The organism is Cupriavidus sp. C1SS-2L (genome assembly GCF_057073735.1).
The window spans coordinates 1,400,196-1,424,117 of sequence record NZ_CP172708.1 but is presented as its reverse complement, the minus strand read 5'-3'; the positions used below and the strand labels follow the sequence as shown (position 1 = coordinate 1,424,117).

17 protein-coding genes and 2 tRNA genes are annotated in these 23,922 nt (G+C 64.5%); 11 read left to right on the top strand and 8 right to left on the bottom strand.

Annotation, left to right across the window (positions count from 1 at the left end; translation table 11 throughout):
* Positions 1-16 precede the first annotated feature (16 nt).
* From ACIGJG_RS06725 to aceE, 3 genes are all read right to left on the bottom strand, one after another.
* On the bottom strand, positions 17-634 hold the full coding sequence (locus ACIGJG_RS06725) for an Ntn hydrolase family protein (RefSeq protein WP_011297475.1): 618 nt from the start codon (positions 632-634) through the stop codon (positions 17-19).
* Between the two features lie 62 nt (positions 635-696).
* Positions 697-2,361 (bottom strand): dihydrolipoyllysine-residue acetyltransferase, encoded by a 1,665-nt coding sequence (gene aceF, locus ACIGJG_RS06720; RefSeq protein ID WP_483672928.1) that lies wholly within the window; start codon positions 2,359-2,361, stop codon positions 697-699.
* 162 nt (positions 2,362-2,523) lie between these two features.
* Entirely contained in the window at positions 2,524-5,211 is a 2,688-nt protein-coding gene (gene aceE, locus ACIGJG_RS06715) for a pyruvate dehydrogenase (acetyl-transferring), homodimeric type (protein ID WP_011297473.1), read from the bottom strand.
* 415 nt (positions 5,212-5,626) lie between these two features.
* Between aceE and ACIGJG_RS06710 the strand changes: the two genes are divergently transcribed.
* Together ACIGJG_RS06710 and ACIGJG_RS06705 are read left to right on the top strand one after the other, a co-directional pair.
* A complete protein-coding gene (locus ACIGJG_RS06710) occupies positions 5,627-8,242 on the top strand; it encodes a PAS domain S-box protein (RefSeq protein ID WP_483672927.1) in 2,616 nt (871 codons plus the stop codon).
* A 120-nt stretch (positions 8,243-8,362) separates the two neighbouring features.
* Positions 8,363-8,995, top strand: a complete 633-nt coding sequence (locus tag ACIGJG_RS06705; protein WP_011297471.1) for a response regulator transcription factor — start codon at positions 8,363-8,365, stop codon at positions 8,993-8,995.
* Between the two features lie 66 nt (positions 8,996-9,061).
* Here ACIGJG_RS06705 and ACIGJG_RS06700 read toward each other — a convergent pair whose 3' ends face one another.
* Entirely contained in the window at positions 9,062-9,742 is a 681-nt protein-coding gene (locus tag ACIGJG_RS06700) for a hypothetical protein (RefSeq protein WP_011297470.1), read from the bottom strand.
* Positions 9,743-9,919: 177 nt separating this feature from the next.
* On the opposite strand from ACIGJG_RS06700, the gene folD reads away from it, so the two are divergent.
* The 4 genes from folD (at position 9,920) to ACIGJG_RS06680 (ending at position 15,778) form a co-directional block, all read left to right on the top strand.
* Positions 9,920-10,771 (top strand): bifunctional methylenetetrahydrofolate dehydrogenase/methenyltetrahydrofolate cyclohydrolase FolD, encoded by an 852-nt coding sequence (folD, locus tag ACIGJG_RS06695; RefSeq protein WP_011297469.1) that lies wholly within the window; start codon positions 9,920-9,922, stop codon positions 10,769-10,771.
* A gap of 105 nt (positions 10,772-10,876) precedes the next feature.
* Positions 10,877-12,955 carry a M3 family metallopeptidase gene (locus ACIGJG_RS06690; RefSeq protein WP_140950181.1) on the top strand — a complete coding sequence of 693 codons (2,079 nt, stop codon included), beginning with the start codon at positions 10,877-10,879 and terminating at the stop codon, positions 12,953-12,955.
* Positions 12,952-13,779, top strand: a complete 828-nt coding sequence (xth, locus tag ACIGJG_RS06685; RefSeq protein WP_011297467.1) for an exodeoxyribonuclease III — start codon at positions 12,952-12,954, stop codon at positions 13,777-13,779. The genes ACIGJG_RS06690 and xth overlap by 4 nt, the downstream gene beginning before the upstream one ends.
* A gap of 199 nt (positions 13,780-13,978) precedes the next feature.
* Positions 13,979-15,778 (top strand): SulP family inorganic anion transporter, encoded by a 1,800-nt coding sequence (locus tag ACIGJG_RS06680; protein WP_011297466.1) that lies wholly within the window; start codon positions 13,979-13,981, stop codon positions 15,776-15,778.
* Positions 15,779-15,963: 185 nt separating this feature from the next.
* On the opposite strand, the gene ACIGJG_RS06675 is transcribed toward ACIGJG_RS06680, so the two are convergent.
* Entirely contained in the window at positions 15,964-16,227 is a 264-nt protein-coding gene (locus ACIGJG_RS06675) for a DUF1488 family protein (RefSeq protein WP_011297465.1), read from the bottom strand.
* A 236-nt stretch (positions 16,228-16,463) separates the two neighbouring features.
* Here ACIGJG_RS06675 and ACIGJG_RS06670 point away from each other — a divergent pair.
* Positions 16,464-16,539: transfer RNA gene (locus ACIGJG_RS06670), tRNA-Lys, on the top strand.
* Positions 16,540-16,641: 102 nt separating this feature from the next.
* On the opposite strand, the gene ACIGJG_RS06665 is transcribed toward ACIGJG_RS06670, so the two are convergent.
* Complete coding sequence (locus ACIGJG_RS06665) at positions 16,642-18,033, bottom strand: 8-oxoguanine deaminase (RefSeq protein WP_041679561.1); 1,392 nt, start codon at positions 18,031-18,033, stop codon at positions 16,642-16,644.
* A 109-nt stretch (positions 18,034-18,142) separates the two neighbouring features.
* Positions 18,143-19,051, bottom strand: coding sequence for a LysR family transcriptional regulator (locus tag ACIGJG_RS06660; RefSeq protein WP_041679560.1), 909 nt, complete (start codon positions 19,049-19,051; stop codon positions 18,143-18,145).
* Positions 19,052-19,170: 119 nt separating this feature from the next.
* Between ACIGJG_RS06660 and ACIGJG_RS06655 the strand changes: the two genes are divergently transcribed.
* The 3 genes from ACIGJG_RS06655 to ACIGJG_RS06645 all read left to right on the top strand — a co-directional run bounded on the left by ACIGJG_RS06655 (position 19,171) and on the right by ACIGJG_RS06645 (position 21,239).
* Positions 19,171-19,246: transfer RNA gene (locus tag ACIGJG_RS06655), tRNA-Lys, on the top strand.
* 361 nt (positions 19,247-19,607) lie between these two features.
* The gene (locus ACIGJG_RS06650) at positions 19,608-20,585 is read left to right on the top strand and encodes a tripartite tricarboxylate transporter substrate binding protein BugE (RefSeq protein ID WP_011297462.1); all 978 of its coding nucleotides are present in this window, start codon (positions 19,608-19,610) and stop codon (positions 20,583-20,585) included.
* Positions 20,586-20,852: 267 nt separating this feature from the next.
* Entirely contained in the window at positions 20,853-21,239 is a 387-nt protein-coding gene (locus tag ACIGJG_RS06645; RefSeq protein ID WP_011297461.1) for a hypothetical protein, read from the top strand.
* A 92-nt stretch (positions 21,240-21,331) separates the two neighbouring features.
* Here the strand turns inward: ACIGJG_RS06645 and scpC are convergent, their stop codons facing one another.
* The gene (scpC, locus tag ACIGJG_RS06640; protein WP_011297460.1) at positions 21,332-22,849 is read right to left on the bottom strand and encodes a succinyl-CoA:acetate CoA-transferase ScpC; all 1,518 of its coding nucleotides are present in this window, start codon (positions 22,847-22,849) and stop codon (positions 21,332-21,334) included.
* Between the two features lie 393 nt (positions 22,850-23,242).
* Here scpC and ACIGJG_RS06635 point away from each other — a divergent pair, with 393 nt between their 5' ends.
* Positions 23,243-23,767, top strand: coding sequence for a MarR family winged helix-turn-helix transcriptional regulator (locus ACIGJG_RS06635; RefSeq protein WP_011297459.1), 525 nt, complete (start codon positions 23,243-23,245; stop codon positions 23,765-23,767).
* Positions 23,768-23,922: the final 155 nt, after the last annotated feature.

Below are 23,922 nucleotides of genomic sequence, written 5' to 3'. Positions count from 1 at the left end.
GCCGGCCTGCGTGGCTTCAGGGCGCGCCGTCGTTGTTGGTTGCCGCTGCGCCGGCGGCGCCGGCTTCGTGCAGCCTTACGGTATGGACTTCAATCGGGCCTGCGGAACTCTTGTCGAACTCGATGCCGGCGTCGACACCGATGCGCGCAACAGCGGCGGCATCCAGGTCGGGCTTGTCGTAGACCGCGTGCATGGCCCCCAGCGCATAGTTGCGGCCCGAGCCGATGCCCCAGAAACGGTCGAACGAGAACACCTCACGGTACGAATACACGCCGAAGATCCCCGCCGGGTTCGCGATCAGGCAGACGATCTGCGACGACTCGTACGGATCGTCCTCATCTTCCTTGGTGTTGATGAAGTACTCGGACTTCAGCTTCTCATGCACCTTCAGGAAGGTCCGGAACACGTCATCGCGCGACCCGAGCCGGCATTCCTCTCCCATGCCCGCCAGCAAGGCGCGCATGACCGGGAAGTGCGCCGTGGTGCCGGCCAGCGCGACAAAGCTGTCGCCGATCGGAAACACCTTCTGGTTGCGCTCGTAGGCGCGCGACAGGCGCGTATCCCCGAACGTGACCAGTGCATCGGCCGCGATCGCGACCTCTGCACCCTTTCTGACGACGACACAGGTAGTCATGGCTTGCCTCGCTCGACTGCAAGCACCATGGCCATGCCCGTTCCGGACATGGCCGCGGCCCCTTAGAGAAGGATGCGACGGAAGTCCGCCAGCAGTTGCCCGAAGTACGTATTGAAGCGGGCCGCCTCGGCGCCGTCGATGACGCGGTGGTCCCACGACAGCGACAGCGGCAGCGTCAGGCGCGGCGCGAACTGCTTGCCGTCCCAGACCGGCTTCATGTACGACTTGCACACGCCCATGATGGCCACTTCCGGCGCGTTGATGATCGGCGTGAAGTACGTGCCGCCGATGCCGCCCAGCGACGAGATCGAGAAGCAGCCGCCCTGCATCTGGTCGGGCTTGAGCTTGCCGTCGCGCGCGAGCTTGGCCAGCTCGCTCATTTCCTGGCTGATCTCGAGCACGCCCTTCTTGTCGGCGTCCTTGATGACCGGCACGACGAGGCCGTTCGGCGTATCGGCCGCGAAACCGATGTTGAAGTACTTCTTCAATACCAGGTTGTCACCGTCGAGCGAGGCGTTGAAGTTCGGGAACTTCTTCAGCGCCGCCACAGTGGCCTTGATCATGAACGCCAGCATCGTGACCTTGACGCCGGACTTCTCGTTTTCCTTGTTGAGTTGGACGCGGAAGGCTTCCAGGTCGGTGATGTCCGCTTCGTCATGGTTGGTGACGTGTGGAATCATGACCCAGTTGCGGTGCAGGTTTGCACCCGAGATCTTCTTGATGCGCGACAGGGCCTTGCTTTCCACCTCGCCGAAGCGCGTGAAATCGACCTTCGGCCACGGCAGCAGGCCAAGCTCGCCACCACCGCCACCAGCCGCGGCAGCCTGTGCCGGCGCGGCAGCCTGGCCGGTCATCACGCCCTTGACGTAGCGCTGTACGTCTTCCTGGGTGATGCGGTTCTTCGGTCCCGTGCCCGGCACGCGGGAAACATCCACGCCCAGTTCGCGCGCGAATTTGCGCACCGACGGCGATGCGTGCGCGGCCTTGCCGGTCACGCCGACAGGCGCTGCGGCGGCGGCTGCCGGAGCCGGCGCAGCGGCAACAGGCGCCGGGGCCGCTGCCTGGGCAGGTGCTGCCGCGGGAGCCGGAGCGGGTGCTGCAGCGGCCGGAGCCGGTGCGGCGGCGCCAGCGGCGCCTTCCAGCAGGATCAGCAGCGTGCCCTCGGACACGTTGTCGCCGACCTTGACCTTGACTTCCTTGACCACGCCGCCTTGCGGGGACGGCACGTCCATCGTGGCCTTGTCCGATTCCAGCGTGACGACGGCATCTTCGGGGTTGATCGTGTCGCCCGGCTTCACGTGGACTTCGATCACGGGAACAGCGTCGTAATCACCGATATCCGGCACCTTGACTTCAATGGTGCCGCCGGCTGCCGGAGCAGCGGCGGGCGCCGGGGCAGCGGCCGGAGCCGGTGCGGGCGCGGCAGCCTGGGCGGGGGCAGGCGCCGGTGCGGCAACTGCGGGAGCCGGCGCAGGCGCGGCAGCGCCAGCGGCTTCCAGCATCACCAGCACGGAGCCTTCGGATACGTTGTCGCCCACCTTGATGCGGACTTCCTTGACCACGCCGGCCTGTGGCGAGGGCACGTCCATGGTGGCCTTGTCCGATTCCAGCGTGACCAGCGCGTCTTCCGCATTGATGCTGTCGCCGGGTTTCACATGCACTTCAATGACGGGAACGGCGTCATAGTCGCCGATGTCCGGCACCTTGATTTCAATCGCTTGACTCATTCAGTGTCTCCTGGGCAGGCCGGCGCGCACGACATCCGCAAGCGGCGAGATTACCCTCGCCGCCCGCTTCTGTCACGCCGCTGTGCCGCAAGGCGCCACCGGATTTCCGGGGCGCCCGCGGCACGGCGTCGCCGTACTGCGGGGGTTGGTGCAGGAAGCCGGTCAGACCGACATCGGATTCGGCTTGTTGGGATCGAGGTTGTACTTCTTGATCGCTTCAGCCACCTTGTCGCGGCTGATGGCGCCTTCGTCGGCCAGCGCCTTCAGCGCGGCCAGCGTGACCCAGTGGCGATCCACCTCGAAGAAGTGACGCAGCTTTTCGCGGGTGTCCGAGCGGCCGAAGCCGTCGGTGCCCAGCACGACATAGCGGCGCGGCACGAACGGACGGATCTGTTCGGCAAACGCACGCACATAGTCGGTCGAGGCAATGACCGGACCGCGCGCCGACTTGAGCTTCTGCGCGACGAACGACTCGCGCTGGGGCTCGGCCGGGTGCAGCAGGTTGAAGCGCTCGGCGGCCTGGCCTTCGCGGGCCAGCTCGGTGAAGCTCGGGCAGCCCCACAGGTCCGATTCCACGCCCCAGTCCTTCTTGAGCAGTTCGGCGGCGGCGATCACCTCGCGGAAGATCGTGCCCGAGCCCAGCAACTGCACGCGCGGCGCGTTGCTGTTCTCGACGCCCTTGCGGAACTGGTACATGCCCTTGACAATGTCCTGCTCTACGCCAGCCGGCATTTCCGGATGCTCGTAGTTCTCGTTCATCACCGTCAGGTAGTAGTAGACGTCTTCCTGCTCGGCGTACATGCGGCGCAGGCCGTCCTGCATGATCACCGCCAGTTCGTACTGGAAGGTCGGGTCATACGAGATGCAGTTCGGGATCACCGAGTGGAACACGTGCGAGTGGCCGTCTTCGTGCTGCAGGCCTTCGCCGTTCAGCGTGGTCCGGCCGGCGGTGCCGCCCAGCAGGAAGCCGCGCGAACGCATGTCGGCCGCCGCCCAGCACAGGTCGCCGATACGCTGGATGCCGAACATCGAGTAGTAGATGTAGAACGGGATCATCTGCACGCCGTGCGTCGAGTACGACGTAGCGGCGGCGATCCAGTCGCACATGGCGCCGGCTTCGTTGATGCCTTCCTGCAGCACCTGGCCAGTCTGCGATTCCTTGTAGAACATGAGCTGGTCATGGTCTTCCGGGACGTACTTCTGGCCTTCCTGGTTCCAGATCCCGACCTGACGGAACAGGCCTTCCATGCCGAAGGTACGCGACTCGTCCGGCACGATGGGCACCACGTGCTTGCCGATCTGCTTGTCTTTCAGCAGCGTGTTGAGGATACGCACGAAGGCCATGGTGGTGGACACTTCGCGGCCTTCGCCGGTGGCCTTCAGCAGCGCGTCGAACGCGGACAGCTGCGGGATCTGCAGCGCTTCGGCCTTTTGGCGGCGCGCCGGCAGGTAGCCGCCCAGGTTCATGCGCGCCTGGCGCATGTATTCCAGTTCCTTCGAGCCTTCGGGGAAGGTGATGTACGGCACTTCGTCGAGCTTGTCGTCGGGCACCGGAAGGTTGAACTGGTCGCGGAACTTGCGGATCGCGTCCACCGGCATCTTCTTCTGCTGGTGGGCCACGTTCATGGCCTGACCGGCATCGCCCATGCCATAGCCCTTGATGGTCTTGGCCAGGATCAGCGTCGGCTGGCCCTTGTGCTCGCTGGCAGCCTTGTAGGCCGCGTAGATCTTGTGCGGGTCGTGGCCGCCACGGTTCAGGCGCCAGATGTCGTCGTCGGACCAGTCGGCAACCATCGCCTTCAGTTCAGGCGAGTTGAAGAAGTGCTCGCGGACGTAAGCGCCGTCCTTGGCCTTCATGGTCTGGTACTCGCCGTCCACGCAATCCATCATGCGCTTCATCAGCAGGCCCTTGGTGTCGCGCGCCAGCAGGGAATCCCACTTGCTGCCCCACACCACCTTGATCACGTTCCAGCCGGCACCGCGGAATTCGGACTCCAGTTCCTGGATGATCTTGCCGTTGCCGCGCACCGGACCGTCCAGGCGCTGCAGGTTGCAGTTGATGACGAAGACCAGGTTGTCCAGCTTCTCGCGGCCGGCCATGCCGATCGCGCCCAGCGATTCCGGCTCGTCGGTTTCGCCGTCGCCGAGGAAGGCCCAGACCTTGCGGTCGCCGGCCTTGGCCAGGCCGCGGCTGTCCAGGTACTTCATGAAGCGGGCCTGGTAGATGGCCATGATCGGGCCCAGGCCCATCGACACGGTCGGGAACTGCCAGAAGTCCGGCATCAGCCACGGGTGCGGGTACGACGAAATGCCCTTGCCGTCCACTTCCTGGCGGAAGCTGTCGAGCTGGTCCGGGGTCAGGCGGCCCAGCAGGAATGCGCGCGAGTACACGCCCGGCGCCGAGTGGCCCTGCACGAATACCAGGTCGCCACCACTCTGTTCCGACGGAGCACGCCAGAAGTGGTTGTAGCCGACGTCATACAGCGTGGCCGCCGAGGCAAACGAGGAGATGTGGCCGCCGACGTTGGTGTGCTTGTTGGCGCGCAGCACCATCGCCATCGCGTTCCAGCGCGTGTACGAGCGGATGCGGTGCTCGATATCCTGGTCGCCGGGAATACGTGCCTGCTGCTCGACGGGGATCGTGTTGATGTACTGCGTTTCGGCGTGGAACGGCTGCGTAACGCCATTCACGCGTGCGTACTCGATTTGCTTGTCGATCAGGAAGGCCGCGCGTTCTGAGCCCTCTGCGGCGATGACGCCTTGCAGAGCATCAAGCCATTCGTGGGTTTCCTGGGGATCGGCGTCGTTGGCGCTGGATGCGCCGAGAATCTGCTCGGGTACGGCGGACATGACTGTCTCCTGGTGAATTCCTGCTCCGGGACCCTGGCTTTTGGCATTCGGGCCCCTGGGGTGACGGGGTATGACTTGCGGATGCGTCGCCGCAGCGCCTTGCATCGGAGCTGCCGCCGGGCGCCCTGTTCCGGACACTCCGCGCGGCAGGCGCATGGTTGCCGCCCGCGTTCTTGGTCGATCGGATTCTATGGAAGCAGAAAGGGCAGCACAAGCAAAATTTTCAAATTGCGATATCGTTTTTTATAATGTGAAATATTGGCGCGGCGCACCACACTTCACACCCGCTTGCATAGCCCATACGGGTCAAGCGGGGCCGGGACGTCAGGCATTAGCTTGATTTCATTGGCGCTTTCCCCAAGCGACGCACCGCAATAATCCCGCTACACTGCTCGGTCAGCCGTCAATCCCTGTCATGTCGTTTTTCGATCGTTTCCTGTCCAGCCTGCGTGCAGCCGTCGTTCCGCCCACCGCCTCCCCTACCGCGAGCTCTACCGCGTCCGATAGGGCCAGGGCAACCGGAGGCGACGGCGCACACGCCGCGCCGCCGGCCGGCACGCTTGGCACGATCGACACCATGGCACCGGTCGATGACGGTGGCACCGTCGCCGCGCCCACACGCGGCCTGTGGTGGCTGCGCTGGCGCAACCTCGTCGCCACGAGCTGGTTCATGTTCATCCCACTGGTGGCCATCGTGCTGTTCAGCGCGGCGATGGGCGTCATCCTCTGGTCCCTGCACGAGACCGAGCGCCAGCAGCAGCGTGACGCGCTGTACCGCGACGCGGCCTGGGCGCAGCAACGCGTGCGGCTGTCCCTGCTGAGCAATCAGGACCAGCTTGCCTCGCTCGCTCGCGACATTGCGGCCGCGCAGCTCGAACAGGGCGCGTACCGGACCGCGGCGCAGGAAATCCTGCGCGAGAACCCCGAGATCGTCTTCATCAACTGGCTCGATGCTACGCGCCGGGGGCGGTGGTCGCTGCCGTCCACGTCGGAGTTCGCGGCGCGCCTGCGCGAGAACCAGGACCAGCCGCTGGAACCCGAGGTACTCGACACCTTCGACGCCGCGCGCGAGACCCAGCGCGTGGTCTACTCGCGCCCGCTGACCAATGACCGCGGCGACAGCTTCATGCTGATGGAAGTGCCGATCGTCCGTGACAACGAGTTCCTCGGCACGCTCGGCGCGCTTTATTCGATCAACGGCATCCTCACGCATCTGCTGCCGCCGGAACTGACCGAGCGCTATCGGTTCTCTCTGATCGACAAGAACAACCAGACCCGCGCCAGCACCTCGCTGCGCCCCGTGCCCGGCAACGCGCTGTCGTACGAGGTGCTGCTCGACCCGCCGGGCCATTCGCTGTCGCTGCGCGCCGACGCGTATCCGCCGCCGTCCAACTTGCCCAACAACATGCTGCTGTGGCTGGTGGTCGGGCTGTCGTGCTTTCTGCTATGGAGCCTTTGGAGCATGTGGCGACACACCAGCCGCCGCTCCGAGGCGCAGCGCGCGCTGCTGGCCGAAACTTCGTTCCGGCGCGCGATGGAAAACTCGATGCTGATCGGCCTGCGCGCGCTGGATCTGAATGGCCGCATCACCTACGTGAATCCGGCGTTCTGCCGCATGACCGGCTGGCAGGAAAACGACCTGGTTGGCCGTCTGCCGCCCTTCCCCTACTGGCCGCCGAACGACCAGCAGGAAATGCAGCGGCAGATCGACCTCACGCTGCAGGGCAAGTCGCCGTCCGGCGGCTACGAAATGCGCGTGATGCGCCGCGACGGCAGCAGCTTCTTCTCGCGCATGTACGTGTCGCCGCTGGTGGACAGCCGCGGCCGCCACACGGGCTGGATGAGTTCGATGACGGACATCACCGAGCCCAAACGCGCACGCGAGGAACTGGCCGCCGCGCACGACCGCTTCACCACCGTGCTGGAAAGCCTGGACGCCGCGGTGTCCGTGCTGGCCACCGACAAGGCCGAGCTGCTGTTTGCTAACCGCTACTACCGCCAGCTGTTCGGCTGGGAAGCCGAAGGCCACCTGAAACTGGCCGGAGACGACGTCGACAAGGACCAGGTCTCGAGCGACAACACCGACTATGTCGATGCGTACGCCGGCCTGCCCGCCTCCGAACTGATGCCTTACACGTCGGACGCGCGCGAAGTGTTCGTACCCGATATGCAGAAGTGGTTCGAAGTGCGCCGCCGCTACATCCAGTGGGTGGACGGCCATCTCGCGCAGATGCAGATCGCCACCGACATCACGATGCGCAAGGCCGCCGAGGAAATGACGCGCCAGCACGAGGAGCGCCTGCAGTTCACCAGCCGCCTGACCACCATGGGCGAGATGGCGTCGTCGCTCGCGCATGAGCTGAACCAGCCACTGGCCGCCATCAACAACTACTGCATGGGCGCTGTGGCGCGCCTGCATTCGGGCCGCAGCACGCCGGAAGACCTGATCCCGGTACTGGAAAAGACGTCGGCCCAGGCCGTGCGCGCGGGCACCATCATCAGCCGTATCCGCGGCTTCGTGAAGCGCAGCCAGCCGCAACGGCGCGAGGCCTCGCTGCACGATATCGTGGCCGACGCGGTCGGCCTGGCCGACCTCGAGGCCACGCGCCGGCGCGTCACGATCCTGACGCGCCTGCCTGCCCCGCCGACGATGATCTACGTCGACCCGGTGCTGATCGAACAGGTATTGGTGAACCTGCTCAAGAACGCCGTCGAGGCGATGTCCGGCATGCCCGCCCCGCGGGCGGGCGGCGTGGTGCGCCTGCACGCGCGCATCGAGCCGGGCGAGTTCGGCAACAACGTGCATATCGACGTGATCGACCAGGGTCCCGGCGTCGACGAAGCCACCAAGGAACGGCTGTTCGAGCCGTTCTTCAGCACCAAGTCCGACGGCATGGGCATGGGGCTGAATATCTGCCGCTCGATCATCGAATCCCACCAGGGCAGGCTGTGGGTCGAGAACAATGTCGACGGCATTGGCTGTACGTTTAAAATCATGCTGCCTCTGCAGCCGACAATGGCTGATCAGTAACGACACGCGCCCGATCACGGAACTGCCGGCACCCCACGCCGGTGGGGTGCCGGATCTGTTACATAGCGCCGCGGCCGGTTACACTTCTGCCGCAAATGAATGGTTGTCCCAGGAGACTTCATGACCGCAACGCCAAACCCTGCCCCTCACCGCGGCGAGACCGTCTTTATCGTCGACGACGATGAAGCGATGCGCGACTCGCTGACCTGGCTGCTGGAGGGCAATGGTTACCAGGTGCGTGCTTTCAGCAGCGCCGAACAGTTCCTGGCGGCTTATGACGCCGGCCAGGTTTCCTGCGTGATCCTCGACGTGCGCATGCCCGGCATGAGCGGCCCGGAACTGCAGGAGCGCATGATCGCCGAGAACATCGACATTCCTATCGTGTTCATTACCGGCCATGGCGATGTGCCGATGGCGGTGTCTACGATGAAGCGCGGCGCAATCGACTTTATCGAAAAGCCGTTCGACGAGTCGGAACTGCGCTCGCTGGTCGAACGCATGCTGCAGAAGGCGCGCACGGATCACTCGGCCGCGCGCGAGCAACGCGCCGCCAAGGACCTGCTGGGCAAGCTGACCACGCGCGAGCAGCAGGTGCTGGAGCGCATCGTGGCCGGCCGCCTGAACAAACAGATCGCCGATGACCTGGGCATTTCCATCAAGACGGTGGAGGCGCACCGCGCCAACATCATGGAAAAGCTCAACGTCAATACCGTGGCCGACCTGCTGCGCCTCGCGCTGTCGCGCAATAGCTGATGCCGCAAGCTGCCCCGGCGCTCGCCGGGGCACGCATCCCTGCCCTGCCGCTCTTCGGCGCACACCTCAGTTCCGCAGGTAATCCTCGTCACGGAACGTCACGACCCATTGCGGCCGGTACACCACAAAGACTGCGACCAGCATGCCGGTCAGGAAGGCCTCGCCAAAGGCAAGGATGACAATGGCCGCGAGCGTGTCGGCCGTGCTGAAGGGCAATCCTGGCGCCATCCAGTGCCGCCAGGCCGCTTCCGCCGCGCCGGCGCCCATGGCGGCCAGTCCCGCGCAGAAATAGCCGTGGCCAAGGATGAACACGAACGGGTGGTGCGGCAGCATGCGGCGCATGAGCCCCTGCAGGGCCGCCGAGATCAACGCCGGCAGCAGCGCCAGCCAGACGTAGCGCACCCAGAGCGACGGCCAGTCGAACAGCGCCCATCCATGGCCGGCCAGGTACTCAAGACCGAACAGCGATACCAGGTCAACCACAAACAACGAGACGAGCGCCAGCGGCAGGCCGAACAGCGTCACCATCAGCGTGGCGCCGAGAAGCTGGATCACAAGACCGCCCACCAGCGTGGCGCGGACCGTCCACAGCAGCGCCACGAACATCATGCCGCCCAGCCACGCATGCTGCAGGGAATCGCGCCGCAGCAGATGCCATGGACGGCGGCTTAGGGCCCAGCCCAGCCCGACGACAGTCAGCACGATGAGCAGCGGGTCGGACAGCAGGGATGGGAGCGCGGTATGCATGCACCGATGCTACCAGTGCCGCCAGGTATCCCGGCTTGCCAGCGGTCAAACGGCCGTGTGGCCACCCGGGGGGCGGAATGCCCGCCCGTGACCCCGTATAATTCGCCTTTAAGCTTTGCCGACCGGGCGCCGCCCCGCGACGGCGCCTTCACTCCGGCCACAAACCCGCCTCTCCCCATGTCTGCACAACTGATCGACGGCAACGCTCTTGCCAAACAAATCCGTTCCGAAGCCGCCGTGCGCGCCGCCCGCCTGACCGAACGCGGCCACCAGCCCGGACTGGCCGTGGTCCTGGTCGGCGAGGACCCTGCCAGCCAGGTCTATGTGCGCAACAAGGTCAAGGCCTGCGAGGACAACGGCTTTCATTCGTCGCTGGACCGCTATCCGGCCGACCTGTCCGAGGCCGAACTGCTGGCCCGCATCGATGCACTGAACAACGATCCGAAGATCCACGGCATCCTGGTGCAGCTGCCGCTGCCCAAGCACATCGACAGCCACAAGGTGCTCGAAGCCATCGCCCCGGAAAAGGACGTGGATGGCTTCCATGTGGCCAATGCCGGGGCGCTGATGACCGGCGCCCCGCTGTTCCGCCCGTGCACGCCGTATGGCTGCATGAAGATGCTGGAATCGATCAGTTACCCGCTGCGCGGCGCGCGCGCGGTGGTGGTCGGCGCCTCGAACATCGTCGGCAAGCCGATGGCCATGCTGCTGCTGCAGGCCGGCGCCACCGTGACCATCTGCAACAGCAAGACGCGCGATATCGGCGCGCATACGCGTGACGCCGACGTGATCGTCGCCGCCGTGGGCAAGCGCAACCTGATCACTGCCGACATGGTCAAGCCCGGCGCGGTCGTCATCGACGTGGGCATGAACCGCGACGACAACGGCAAGCTGTGCGGCGACGTGGACTTCGCCGGCGTGCGCGAGGTGGCTGGCTACATCACGCCGGTGCCTGGCGGCGTTGGCCCGATGACCATCACCATGCTGCTGATCAACACGCTGGAAGCCGCCGAGCGCGCCGCCGGCTAAGCCTGCGCGCCGTTGCGGCACGTGCCGCAACGGCACTGGAAAAGCACCGGGGCTGCCCCAATCTGCAAGCCATTGCCTCTTCAGGCCTGATAACCGAGAACCGCCATGGACCAAGCCGTCAACAATCCACTGCTGGACTTCACCGACCTGCCGCGCTTCTCCGAGATCCGCCCCGAGCACATCAGCCCGGCGCTCGACGTGCTGCTCGAGCGTGCCCAGGCTGCCGTGGCCCGCGCCGAAGACCCCGCCACGCCGGCCGACTGGGGGAATGCCGTCGAGGCACTGGAAACCGCCACCGAGCCGCTGGGGCGCGCGTGGGGCGTGGTCGGCCATCTGAGCGCGGTCGCCGACACGCCGGAACTGCGCAAGGCGCACGCCGAAAACTTGCCGCGCATGACCGAGTTCTGGTCGTCGCTCGGACAGAGCCTGGCGCTCTATGAAAAGTACAAGGCGCTCGCAACCAGCCCCGAGTTCGCCGGCATGGACGCCGCGCGCCACCAGCTGATCGAGAACGAGCTGCGCGGCTTCCGCCTGGGCGGCGCCGAACTGCCCGAAGACAAGAAGCCACGCTTTGCCGAGATCCAGGAACACCAGGCGCAGCTGTCCAAGGCGTTTTCCGACCACGTGCTCGATGCCACCAATGCGTACGCGCTGATCATCGAAGACCCCGCGCGTCTGTCCGGCTTGCCCGAAGACGCGAAGGAAGCCGCGCGCCACGCCGCCGAGAAGGACGGCAAGGCCGGCTGGAAGTTCACACTGCACTTCCCGTCCTATTTCCCCGTGCTCCAATACGCGGACGACCGCGCGCTGCGCCAGACCCTGTACGAAGCCAACGTGACACGTGCGTCGGCGCAGGGCCCGCAGTACGGCAACGGCCAGGCCGATTGGGACAACACGGACAATATGCGCGAGCAGCTCGCGCTGCGCCGCGAAGAAGCGCAGATGCTCGGCTACCAGTGCTACGGCGAAGTCTCGCTGGTGCCGAAGATGGCCGAATCGCCGGCCGAGGTGCTCAAGTTCCTCGATGAACTCGCCGTCAAGGCGCGTCCGTATGCCGAGAAGGACTGGGCCGAACTCAAGGCCTTCGCTGCGGCGGAACTGGGACTGGCCGAACTCGCACCGTGGGACGTCGCCTACGCCTCCGAAAAGCTGCGCGAGCAGCGCTATGCGTTCTCCGAACACGAGGTGAAGCAGTACTTCCCCGAGCACAAGGTGCTGCAGGGCCTGTTCGGTGCTGTGGAGCGGCTGTTCTCGGTCAAGATCCAGCCCGACCAGTCGCAGACCTGGCACAAGGATGTGCGCTTCTTCCGCGTGAGCGCGACCGATGGCACGCTGCTCGCCCAGTTCTATATCGACCTCTATGCGCGCGAGGGCAAGCGCGGCGGTGCGTGGATGGATGATGCGCGTGGGCGCAAGATCCTCGCAGACGGCGAGGTGCAAACACCCGTGGCCTACCTGACCTGCAACTTCTCGTCGCCGGTCGGCGACAAGCCCGCGCTGTTCACGCACGACGAAGTCATCACGCTGTTCCATGAGTTCGGCCATGGCCTGCACCATATGCTGACGCAGGTTGGCGAGTTGGGCGTGTCTGGCATCAACGGCGTGGAATGGGATGCAGTCGAGCTGCCGTCCCAGTTCATGGAGAACTTCTGCTGGGAATTCGAAGTGCTCAGCGGCATGACGCAGCATGTCGACAGCGGCGAGCCGCTGCCGCGCGCGCTGTTTGACCGCATGCTCGCCGCCAAGAATTTCCAGAACGGCATGATGACGCTTCGCCAGATCGTGTTCTCGTCCTTCGACATGCACCTGCACACCGACTTCGATCCGCAAGGTGCCAAGTCGGTGCTCGACCTGTCGCGCGAGATCAACGACCGCGTGCATGTGGTGCCACAGTACCCGCTGTCGCGCTGGCCCAATACCTTCAGCCACATCTTCGCTGGCGGCTATGCCGCGGGCTACTACAGCTACAAGTGGGCTGAAGTGCTGTCGGCCGACGTGTATGCCGCGTTCGAAGAAGCCGCGCAACTTTCGGGCACCGTGCTCGACAGTGAAACCGGCGCTCGCTACCAGCGCGAGATCCTGTCGGTCGGCGGCAGCCGCCCGGCCATGGATTCGTTCGTCGCGTTCCGCGGCCGCGCGCCGCAGATCGACGCGCTGCTGCGCCACGGAGGCATGGCAGCATGAGCGCGGTGCTGCCTACGTCGGGGCCGCTTCGCATTGCGAGCTGGAACGTCAACTCCCTCAAGGTCCGCCTGCCGCAGGTGCTGCAATGGCTGACGGAACAGGAACAGGCCGGCGCGCCGATCGACGCGCTGTGCCTGCAGGAACTGAAGCTGCCTGACGACAAGTATCCGCTTGCGGAACTTGAGAACGCCGGCTTCCACAGCGTGTACACGGGCCAGAAGACGTACAACGGCGTCGCCATCCTTGCGCGCGATGCCAGCATGCCCGGTCCGGTCGACGTGGTGCGCAACATCCCGGGCTTCGAAGATGCGCAGCAGCGCGTCGTGGCAGCCACGTATGGCGACATCCGCCTGGTTTGCGCGTATTTCCCGAACGGGCAGGCGCCGGATTCCGACAAGTTCGTCTACAAGCTCAAGTGGCTCGACGCCATGACGGCATGGCTGCGCGAAGAGCTCGCGAAGTATCCGCGGCTCGCGCTGCTCGGCGATTTCAATATCGCCCCGGAAGACCGCGACGTGCACGATCCGGCCAAGTGGGAAGGCCAGAATCTGGTCTCGCCGCAGGAGCGCGCAGCGTTCACCGCGCTCGTCGAACTCGGTCTGGCCGATGCGTTCCGCAAGTTCGAACAGCCTGAAAAAGCGTTCTCGTGGTGGGACTACCGCATGTTCGCCTTCCGGCGCAATGCCGGCCTGCGCATCGACCACATCCTGCTGTCGCCGGAACTGGCCAGCAGCTGCTCGGCATGCGTGATCGACCGCGCGCCGCGCACCTGGGAGCAGCCGTCCGATCACACGCCGGTGGTCGCCACGCTGAACTGCGGCTGAACCGCGTGCTCCGTTCACGCAAGTCCGGGCAAGCCCGGCTCGCGGCGAACGGGGTGCGCCGCTACACTGCGGCGATGACCCCCGCATCACCCCGCCGTCGCCAACGCACTGGTTTGCCAAGGCTGGCCCGCCATACGGCGCCGGCCGCGTCATCGCGCAGCGTGCTGCCGATGCCTGCCCTCCTCCCTTTTCCCCGCCCATGACTGTCTCCGCAACCAGCCCCGGCACCCGGCTGCAGCGCCTGCTTCCCTGGACGCAACGCGTATCCCGCGCCACGTTGCGCGCGGACGGGATAGCGGGCTTGCTCGGCGCCGTGCTCGTGCTGCCGCAAGGCGTGGCATTTGCCACGCTCGCGGGCCTGCCGCCCGAGTACGGCATCTACACGGCTGTGGTGCCGTGCATTGTCGCCGCACTGTTTGGATCAAGCTGGCACGTGATGTCGGGCCCGACCAACGCCAATTCGCTCGCGCTGTTTGCGATGCTGAGCCCCGTGGCATTCGCTGGGAGCCCGGCGTATATCGGCCTGGCGCTGTCGGTCACGATCCTGGTCGGGCTCATGCAACTGGCGGTCGGCACGCTGCGGCTTGGCACACTGGCCAACTTCATTTCCCCCTCCGTCTTGCTCGGCTTCACGTGTGGCGCGGCCACGCTGATCGGCCTGTACGCGCTCAAGGACCTGTTTGGCCTGGCGGTGCCCACCGGCACAAGCGCGTTCGGCGTGCTGCGTTTCCTGTCCGACAACGTTGACGCGATCAACTGGGGGGCTGCCACCGTGGGCGCGGTCACGCTCGGGGCAACGCTGCTGTTCAAGCGGCTTGGCAAGCGGCTGCCGTTCATGCTGCTCGGACTCATGGCCGGCTACGGCGTCGCCCTGCTGCTGAACCGCACCGGCTGGGGCGGCGGACACCATGTCAACGTGGTCGGGCCGATTCCCTCCGCCATCCCGGCCTTCCATGTGCCCGATATCTCGTGGCGCAGCGTGCCGGACCTGCTCGGCATTGCCTCGGCCCTTACCATCGTTGCGCTGGGCCAGTCGATCTCGATTGCCAAGGCCGTGGCGCTGCGGTCAGGCCAGCATATTGACGCCAACCGCGAGTTCATCGGCCAGGGGCTGTCCAATATCGCCGGGGGCCTGTTCTCCGGCTATATCTCGTGCGGTTCGCTTAATCGTTCAGTACCGAACTTCGAAGCCGGCGCGAAGACGCCGCTGGCCAGCGTGTTCTCGGCACTCTGGCTCTTGGCACTGGTCGCCGTCAGCGCGTCGCTTCTGGCGCAGATTCCGCTCGCCGCGATCGCGGCCATGCTGCTGCTTGTCGCATGGGGACTCTTCGACTTCGCGCGCCTGCGGCGCATCGCGGCGCTGAGTCGTACGGAGTTCGCTATCGCGGTCGGCACATTTGCCGCCACGCTGATGATCCGCCTGGAGATGGCGGTGCTGCTTGGCACGATCCTGTCGCTGGTTGCCTACCTGTACCGTACTTCACGACCCGCGGTGCGCAGCCTCGTACCCGACGCCGACGATCCGGGCCGCCGCTTCACGCCACTGGACGAACTGCATCGGCCTCAACCGGAGTGCCCGCAACTCAAACTGCTGCGCATGGAAGGCGCCATCTACTTTGGCGCCGTGCAATACGTGACGGATCGGCTGCACTGGCTGCGCACGGTCAATGCCAGCCAGAAGCACTTGCTGGCGATGACCAAGAGCATGAACTTCATCGACCTGGCCGGCGCGGAGATGTGGGAAGCCGAACTGTCGGAGCGGCGTGCCGCCGGCGGCGACCTGTACTTCCACCGTCCGCGCACGCAGGTGCTGCAGACGTGGGAGCAGACCGGGTTCACCGGCAAGCTCGGTCCCGACCACGTCTTCTCGACGAAGCGTCAGGCGCTGCACACCATCATCGGCCAGCTGCCGCCCGATGTCTGCGCGCAGTGCAAGGTGCGCATCTTCGAAGAGTGCGCCCAACGCCCCGGCGCGCAAACGCACGCAGAAACGCTATGACGTCAGCGTCGGAAAAACAGAATCCAGTGGATTGAGACGGGAAGCTGACACCGGAGAGAGCCCGTGCAGCGAGGGTATGACAAGTTAGCCGTAGCGGCTGCGTGGAATGCAGTGCTACCGGGATGAGGCTGATGTGAGATGGGCGCCCGCGGCTTGCCTGCGGCTGGCCGGGGCATCCATCCGAATCAGACCGGCGCCACGTGTGCGCGCTTGACGACGACCGGCTGCGGGACGCCCTGTTCTATCAGCACCACCGCTGCACGTTCGATCGTATCGCGGCCGGCGCGGAAGGCTTCTTCCAGCGAAAGAACCTGATCGGCACTGAATCCTTCCCACAGTGCTTCGCGTGTCACCACGCACGTTACCTGCTCGCCATTGACGATCGCGTGGAACAGCAGGCCTTCGTTGTTGATGTCGTAGCGCTCTTGCTCCTGGAACTTGATTTCCATCGGTGCAGCCCTCCATATGCAAGTGGAGAAACATCCTAACATGGCCGGAGCGATATCGTATGCGCCGACCCTCGCTGATGCGCTCAATCGAATGACAACCGGATGGGGCCGCCGGTTCCATTGCGGCGCCGAGCGATGCCGACGCCGCAAGCCGTAATGCCTCGCATGCCAAACATGATTCATGCACACAGGTGTTTGACAAACTCCGAAATCATGTTAAAATCTTTTTCTTCGTTGGGGCGTTAGCTCAGTTGGTAGAGCAGCGGACTCTTAATCCGTAGGTCGAGTGTTCGAGTCACTCACGCCCCACCAGCGAATTCGAAAAAAGGGCCAACCGCAAGGTTGGCCCTTTTTGTTTTCCGGCGTCTGATTGGATTATTCAGTGCCTGCCAGATAGCAGGCACCAAGACACGCTCAGGCTCCGCCGTCGCGTGCGCGCTCGAACAATGTGCGCGCGAGCTGTCGGTGCTGCGACAGTACGACCGGCAGGTCAGCCGTCAGCAGTTCGCCGTCACGAACGACGACCCTGCCATTGATCACGCTGGTCGCCACATTCGCGGGCGTGCAAAACACCAGCGACGCGACGGGGTCATGTCCGCCGCCGGCAAAGCCCACGGCCGACATATCGAACGCCACGAAATCGGCCGCCATGCCCGGCGCCAGCGCGCCAATGTCATCACGGTTCAGCACTCGCGCACCACCGAGCGTTGCAATCTCCAGCGCCTCACGCGCACTCATCGCGGCCGGGCCAAATCCGACACGTTGCAACAGCAGTGCCTGGCGCGCTTCGCCAAGCATGTGGGCGCCATCGTTCGAGGCGCTGCCATCCACACCCAGCCCGACCTTGACGCCGGCATCGCGCATGGCGCGCACCGGCGCGATACCGGATGCCAGCCGCATGTTCGAGCATGGGCAATGCGCTACGCCCGTGCCGGTACGCGCAAACAGCGCAATCCCTTCGTCATCCAGCTTCACGCAGTGGGCATGCCAGACATCGTGTCCGACCCAGCCGAGGTCCTCGGCATACTGCGCGGGCGTGAGGCCGAACTTCTCGCGCGAATAGGCGATGTCGTTATCGTTCTCGGCCAGGTGGGTATGCAGCGAAACGCCGTAGTGACGGGCCATGACCGCCGATTCGCGCATCAGGTCGCGCGACACGGAGAACGGCGAGCACGGCGCAAGCACCATGCGCAGCATCGCGTGGCGCGAGCCGTCGTGGTATTGCTCCACGAGTCGCTGGCTGTCGCGCAGGATTGCGGCCTCCTCCTCCACCACCACATCGGGCGGGAGACCGCCCTTGCTGCGGCCGACGCTCATCGAGCCGCGTGCCGCGTGGAAACGCATGCCCATTTCCTGCGCCGCGGCGATCGAATCATCAAGGCGCGAGCCGTTTGGATAGAGGTACAGATGATCGCTCGTGGTCGTGCATCCCGACAGCATCAGTTCGGCCATCGCGGTCTTGGTCGAAATGCGGATCATCTCCGGCGTCAGGTGCGACCACAGCATGTAGAGATTGGTCAGCCACGAAAACAGCTCGGCATCCTGCGCGGCGGGCACCGCGCGCGTCAGACTTTGGTACATGTGATGGTGCGTATTGACCAGGCCCGGCGTCACCACGTGGCCGCGCATGTCGATGATCTGTGCCGTACCGTCGTCGATCTTGCGGCGATACTCGAGCGGCAGATCCGCCGTAGTCCCGACCCATTGCACCGCAGGACCTTCGGCAACCAGCGCGCCATCGGGAATTTCTCGCCGTTGCGCGTCCATGGTGACGAGCACATCGGCATTCAGGGCGATCAGGGTCATATCGGCAACTCTCGGCGGATTGGCATGGGGCGAGTCTATGACTCGCGCCGTCAATCCGAAAGCGCAGAATTTCGCCAACGATGTCCACAAAAAGTGGACACCTACGCGATCAATGCCCTTGCGCGAACAGCGCGGCCAACCGCTCGCCGATATCTGCCGCCATCAACTCGGCCGCCGGACTCAGCACGGTCTGCGCGCGTGCGACGAGCGCCAGCGTCTGGCGCCGCAGGTAGCGGTCGCGCAGCGGCACCAGGACGAGAGCACCGCGCTCGCGCTCATCCATGATGTCGAGTGGATTGAGCAGCGCAATGCCGCTACCCAGCATGACCAGGCGCTGGATCAGCGCCATCGAGGTCGACTCGGCAGCAGGCGTCACGTCAATTGCATGACGCGCAAAGGCATCGTCGAGAATCGCGCGGATGGATAGCGATGGCGCCGGCAGCACGAGCGGATAGCCGACGCATTCACTTAGCAAGACCGACGGTTGTGCCGCCAACTCATGACCGGGAGGTACCACAGCACCGATCTGCCAGTCGCTCGTCCCCAGGATCCGCAGCGCCGGCGCGGCAGGCAGGTCATAGCCGAGGCCGAGGTCAGCGTCGCCCTGCTCGACAGCCAGGACGATATCGGCAATCGGCAGGTCGACCACCCGCACAACAATGCCCGGATACCGCTGGTGAAATTCGTGGGTCAGCGACGGCATCAACGATCCGGCCAGCCCGGCCGTCACCGCTACCGTCACCTCGCCCCTCCGGGCACCTTTGAACTCTTCGATCCGCTCACGCAGCGCCTCATGCTCACGCAGTGTCTGCCGGACGTGCGCGAGCACCATCTCACCAAGCGGTGTCAGGCGCAGACGTTTGTTGATGCGGTCGAAGACCGGCGCACCAAGCTCGGCTTCCAGATCGAGGATCTGCCGGTTGATCGCCGTGGGCGCCACATGCAGAGACTCGGCGGCCTTGCGGATGGAGCCGCGGCGTACCACCTCATCCAGATAGCGCAGGATCCGGGCATGCATGAACGTTGTCGGAACGGCCGTTGGGAACGGTCGGCATTGTAGCCTTGAGTGCATCAAAAGAAATTTCCACTTCCCTATTGCGTCTTACTAGATACCTTGCTAAAATCTTTTTCTTCGTTGGGGCGTTAGCTCAGTTGGTAGAGCAGCGGACTCTTAATCCGTAGGTCGAGTGTTCGAGTCACTCACGCCCCACCAGCGAATTCGAAAAAAGGCCAACCGCAAGGTTGGCCTTTTTGCTTTTCGCCCTCCCTCGTCCACACGGACCGCTGCCTCCCACGGCAGCACGCCTCGTTTCTTGATACGCGGGTTCTTACCGATACCGTTTCCCGCCCTTTCCCTGTTGAATGGCCGTCGGCGCACAACGCGGAACGTAGTTCCGTATTGCGGAACAAATCGTTTCGATGCTGTTGGCTGGCTATCGCATAACGATAATCAGTCCGCTGAGCCAGGACCGGACGCGATTCACCGACAAGCGCAGGCGAACCATAATCGTCCCGAAGAACGCCCCAGTATCCGGACTGGCCGACAATCAGTGAATGAAGAACGGAGGCACTCCTTGAAAGCAGTTCTCAAAGCAGGCGCTGCGGCCTGCATCGCGGCCCTTGGCCTGTTCCACGTCAGCGCGCAGGCGCAGAGCTACCCGACCAAGCCGGTCCGACTAATCGTGCCGTTCGCGGCAGGCGGCACTACCGATATCGTCGCGCGCGCCGTTTCCGACGCGCTCGGCCGTGAACTCGGTCAGCCCGTCGTGGTGGAAAACCGTGGCGGTGGCGGCGGCGCGATCGGCGCCGATGCACTGGCCAAGTCCGCGCCGGACGGCTACACGCTGGGCATCGCCACAGTGAGCACGATGGCCACCAACCCGGCCACCAACGCCCGCAACCCGTATGACCCGATCAAGGACTTCGCGCCGATCACCAACCTGGTAAACGTGCCGAACGTGCTGACGGTCAACCCGAAGGTTCCCGCCAAGACGCTGAAGGAATTCGTCGCACTGCTGAAGGCCAGCCCGGGCAAGTACAGCTACGCGTCGGCTGGCAAGGGCAGCATTTCGCACCTGGATGGCGAGCTGTTCAAGGACATCACCAAGACCGACATGGTCCATATTCCGTACCGCGGATCGGGTCCGGCGCTGAACGACACGCTGGCCGGCCAGGTCAACGTGCAGTTCGATAACCTGCCGTCCTCGATGCCGTTCATCCAGGCCGGCAAGCTGCGCGCACTGGCTGTGGCCGCGCCCAAGCGTGTGGAAGGGTTGCCTGACGTGCCGACCTTTGCGGAAGCTGGCATGAAGGACATGAACAATATGGCATGGTATGGTCTGGTCGCACCAGCCAACACGCCTGCCGCCATTATCACGCGCGTGCATGACGCCGCCGTCAAGGCGCTGCAGGATCCGGCGGTCAAGCGTCGACTGGCGGATAGCGGCGCCTATCCCGACGGCAACACGTCGGCGCAGTATGCCGCCCAGATCAAACGTGAACTGGACCTGCGCAAGAAGATTGCGCATGACCAGAACATCACGCTGGAATAAGCGGTCTCTCGCCAAGCAAGAAGCCGGCTGCGATCCAGCCGGCTTTTTTTATGCTTAAGCCCGCACTATCAGGGATCTCAGATACTTATTTTGCGTCAACTTGATCTTGCACAGTACCGTTCAGGACGAGAAGGCGTTCAATACATTCAGAAGAAAGTTTCACTTTGCGGACCAGCGCCGTCTCGGTAAATTAGCCGTGGAGTCCGCCAAACTCGGCCCCAACCGGATCGCGCAGGCGCTGCGCGACCGCTACTCGCGAGGATGAAGATGCTCAAGAAAACCGTTCCCACCCTGATCGTTGCCGCGCTTGCTGCCTTCGGTGCTACCCAGCTTGCGTACGCGCAGAAGAACTACACGGAGGGCGGCGACTTGTACGGCGGCAGCCACGCCAAGAAGAAGGCCAGTCCGAACCAGAGCGCCGCCAAATCTGGCAAGTTCGACCCATACACGGATGGTGCGAAGCAGTCGACCAAGGCTGACCTGGCTGGCAAGAAGCTCGACCCGAACACCGATGGTGCGAAGGTGGGCAAGTACGATCCGTACACCGACGGTGCCAAGTCCGGCAAGCCTGACCCGTACACCGACGGCGCAAAGGCCGGCAAGTTCGACCCGTACACCGACGGTGCCAAGGCACCTGCGGCCAAGTCGCAGTAAGCCCCTTAGGCCTGCTTTCCAGAGCAGGCCACGGAAACAAGACAGCCCGCATTTGCGGGCTGTTTGCTTATGGCGCTGAAGGAAGCCGGCTATCAGGCAGCCATGGCATGCTGGGGCACGGACTCGCGCATCGTGCCGCGATCGCGATATCGCACGTGCCAGGACAGCGCTTCTTCGAGCAAGTGCGGCGTCTGACCGCCCAGGCGGCTGGCGCGGCGGAAGTAGTCACCCAGCACATCGCGGTAGGCCGGGTCAGCGCAGTTGTCGATGATCTGCCTGGCACGCTCGCGCGGTGCAAGGCCACGCAAGTCGGCCAGACCGTGTTCGGTCACGATGATGTCGACATCATGCTCGGTGTGGTCCACATGCGAGACCATCGGCACGATGCTGGAGATATCCCCGCCCTTGGCCACCGACTTGGTCACGAACACCGACAGATGCGCGTTGCGAGCGAAGTCGCCGGAGCCGCCGATGCCGTTCATCATGTGCGTGCCGCCGACATGCGTCGAATTGACGTTGCCGTAGATGTCGCACTCGAGCGCGGTGTTGATGGTGATCAGCCCGAGCCGGCGCAAGATCTCCGGATGGTTGCTGATCTCCTGCGGCCGCAGCACCAGGCGCGAGCGGTACCGCTCCAGGTTGGCCAGGAAATGCTGGTAGACCGACCGTGACAGTGTCACCGACGAGGCCGATGCGAACGCAAGCCGGCCCGAATCGAGCAACTCGATCGTGCTGTCCTGCAGCACCTCCGAGTACATCTTCAGGTCGTGGAACGGCGAGTCGATCAGGCCGTGCAGCACCGCGTTCGAGATCGTGCCAATGCCGGCCTGCAGCGGCTGCAGCGACGGCGTCAGTCGTCCGGCGCGCACTTCGCGATCCAGGAATGTACTCAGATGTCCCGCAATATCACGCGTGCCTTCGTCGGGCGGCAGCGCGTTGGACGGGCTGTCGTCCTTGCCGGTGATAACGATGGCGGCAATCTTTTCGGGATCGATCGGGATATACGGCAGGCCGATGCGCTGCTCGGCGGAGATCAGCGGAATGGGCTGCCGGTACGGGCGCTGCACCGGGAAGTAGATGTCATGGAAACCTTCGAGCGCGAGCGGCATGTTCATGTTGATCTCGACGATCACCTTGCGTGCCAGCATGGCAAAGCTCGCCGAGTTGCCGACCGACGTGCTGGGCACGATGCCGCCCTGCTCCGTGATCGCCACCGCTTCGACCACCGCTACGTCCACCGGGGCAATCTGGCCGGAGCGCAATTGCTCGACCGTTTCAGACAGATGCTGATCGATGAACATGACCTCGCCCGCGTTGATCTTGCGGCGCAGCGTCTCATCGGACTGGAACGGCAGCCGGCGCGCGATCACATCGGCCTGCGCCAGCACCTTGTCGATGTCGTTGCCGAGCGATGCGCCGGTCATCAGCGTGATGCGCAGCGGCTCGGTGGCGGCGCGGCGCGCCAGCGCAAATGGCACTTCCTTGCAGTCGCCTGCCCGGGTGAAGCCGCTCATGCCCACTGTCATGCCATCGCGGATAAGCTCGGCGGCCACGTCGGCCGAGACCACCTTGTCGAGCAGCCGCGGCAGGCGAATGCGTTCCTTGTACATCAACATCTCCGGTTGCCGGGCGGTTCCGGTCCGCCCGTGCGCCCCTTGGCTTTAGCGCCGGGGTTGGAAAAGCAGTGTAGCCACGCGCATACATTCCCACAGGGATATAAATTCATACGTTTAAGTCGCAATCTTCATAGCTGGTGCGCGAAGTGAAGTGCCGGCAATGTCGCTTGCATTGGGCGCCATGTGACGCTGTGGCTTGGCGCACGACAGGACAAACCCTAGGGAACATACAAAAAACATTCGCTTCTGGTAGTGTCTGCCGCTATCAGGAAAGACCGCCCCGATTTGACCCTGATTTCGAGGCGCGGCACCTGTGCCGCCCGGGCCGGCCAAGCTCCGGCCCAAGAGCGTTGTAATGTCGGCGACAGACATGAGGAGACGCCAATCATGAACCCCAAACCACTCGAACCCAACGAGCCGGTTCTTCTTGCCCTGGTGGACGCTGTCACCGCGTGGCAAAGAGCGCTGGAGCAGACGCTGGCTGCTTCCGGTTTGAATTACGCCAAGTGGCTGTTGTTGCGAGCCATCCGACAAAATACCTTCGTGCGTCATGAGCCGCTTGCCGGTGCCATGCTGATCGATGCCGCCTGTTCGGAGCGTTTGCTGAGCGATCTGCTGCGCGATGGCTGGATCGAATGCGCCGACTCCAACGCCGCTCCGCACATCTGCGCTGCAGCAGAAGGCCGGCTGGAACGCGTATGGCAAGCCGTAAAAGCGCTGCATTCGGTATCGGTATCGCCGTTCAATTCCCAGGAACGCGTAGCGCTGGGCACGCTGTTGCAGCGCATGAAACTGACGCTGAGCGATCATTCCGAGCGCCGCAGCCGCAGCACGACGAACGAGCCGGCCGCCGCACTCGTTTGCGCAAGCCGATCCTCCTGTACCGGCACTTCGCGGCCTGCGTGCGCCTGACGCCGGGGGCCTGATCCCGAGCGCCTGATGGCACTGAACACGCGCCGCACTGGCGGCGCGGGCGCACGGCCGCTCGCCGTGACGACTTTCCCTTCGCATCGTCCTGTTTTTTCCTAAAGTATGAGCATGCCCCGGCACATGCCCCGCCTGCGTAC

Excerpts from the sequence above, each read along its gene's own strand:
- ACIGJG_RS06725 (WP_011297475.1), bottom strand. The coding sequence starts at position 634 with ATGACTACCTGTGTCGTCGTCAGAAAGGGTGCAGAGGTCGCGATCGCG.
- aceF (WP_483672928.1), bottom strand. The coding sequence starts at position 2,361 with ATGAGTCAAGCGATTGAAATCAAGGTGCCGGACATCGGCGACTATGAC.
- aceE (WP_011297473.1), bottom strand. The coding sequence starts at position 5,211 with ATGTCCGCCGTACCCGAGCAGATTCTCGGCGCATCCAGCGCCAACGAC.
- ACIGJG_RS06710 (WP_483672927.1), top strand. The coding sequence starts at position 5,627 with ATGTCGTTTTTCGATCGTTTCCTGTCCAGCCTGCGTGCAGCCGTCGTT.
- ACIGJG_RS06705 (WP_011297471.1), top strand. The coding sequence starts at position 8,363 with ATGACCGCAACGCCAAACCCTGCCCCTCACCGCGGCGAGACCGTCTTT.
- ACIGJG_RS06700 (WP_011297470.1), bottom strand. The coding sequence starts at position 9,742 with ATGCATACCGCGCTCCCATCCCTGCTGTCCGACCCGCTGCTCATCGTG.
- folD (WP_011297469.1), top strand. The coding sequence starts at position 9,920 with ATGTCTGCACAACTGATCGACGGCAACGCTCTTGCCAAACAAATCCGT.
- ACIGJG_RS06690 (WP_140950181.1), top strand. The coding sequence starts at position 10,877 with ATGGACCAAGCCGTCAACAATCCACTGCTGGACTTCACCGACCTGCCG.
- xth (WP_011297467.1), top strand. The coding sequence starts at position 12,952 with ATGAGCGCGGTGCTGCCTACGTCGGGGCCGCTTCGCATTGCGAGCTGG.
- ACIGJG_RS06680 (WP_011297466.1), top strand. The coding sequence starts at position 13,979 with ATGACTGTCTCCGCAACCAGCCCCGGCACCCGGCTGCAGCGCCTGCTT.
- ACIGJG_RS06675 (WP_011297465.1), bottom strand. The coding sequence starts at position 16,227 with ATGGAAATCAAGTTCCAGGAGCAAGAGCGCTACGACATCAACAACGAA.
- ACIGJG_RS06665 (WP_041679561.1), bottom strand. The coding sequence starts at position 18,033 with ATGACCCTGATCGCCCTGAATGCCGATGTGCTCGTCACCATGGACGCG.
- ACIGJG_RS06660 (WP_041679560.1), bottom strand. The coding sequence starts at position 19,051 with ATGCATGCCCGGATCCTGCGCTATCTGGATGAGGTGGTACGCCGCGGC.
- ACIGJG_RS06645 (WP_011297461.1), top strand. The coding sequence starts at position 20,853 with ATGCTCAAGAAAACCGTTCCCACCCTGATCGTTGCCGCGCTTGCTGCC.
- scpC (WP_011297460.1), bottom strand. The coding sequence starts at position 22,849 with ATGTACAAGGAACGCATTCGCCTGCCGCGGCTGCTCGACAAGGTGGTC.
- ACIGJG_RS06635 (WP_011297459.1), top strand. The coding sequence starts at position 23,243 with ATGAACCCCAAACCACTCGAACCCAACGAGCCGGTTCTTCTTGCCCTG.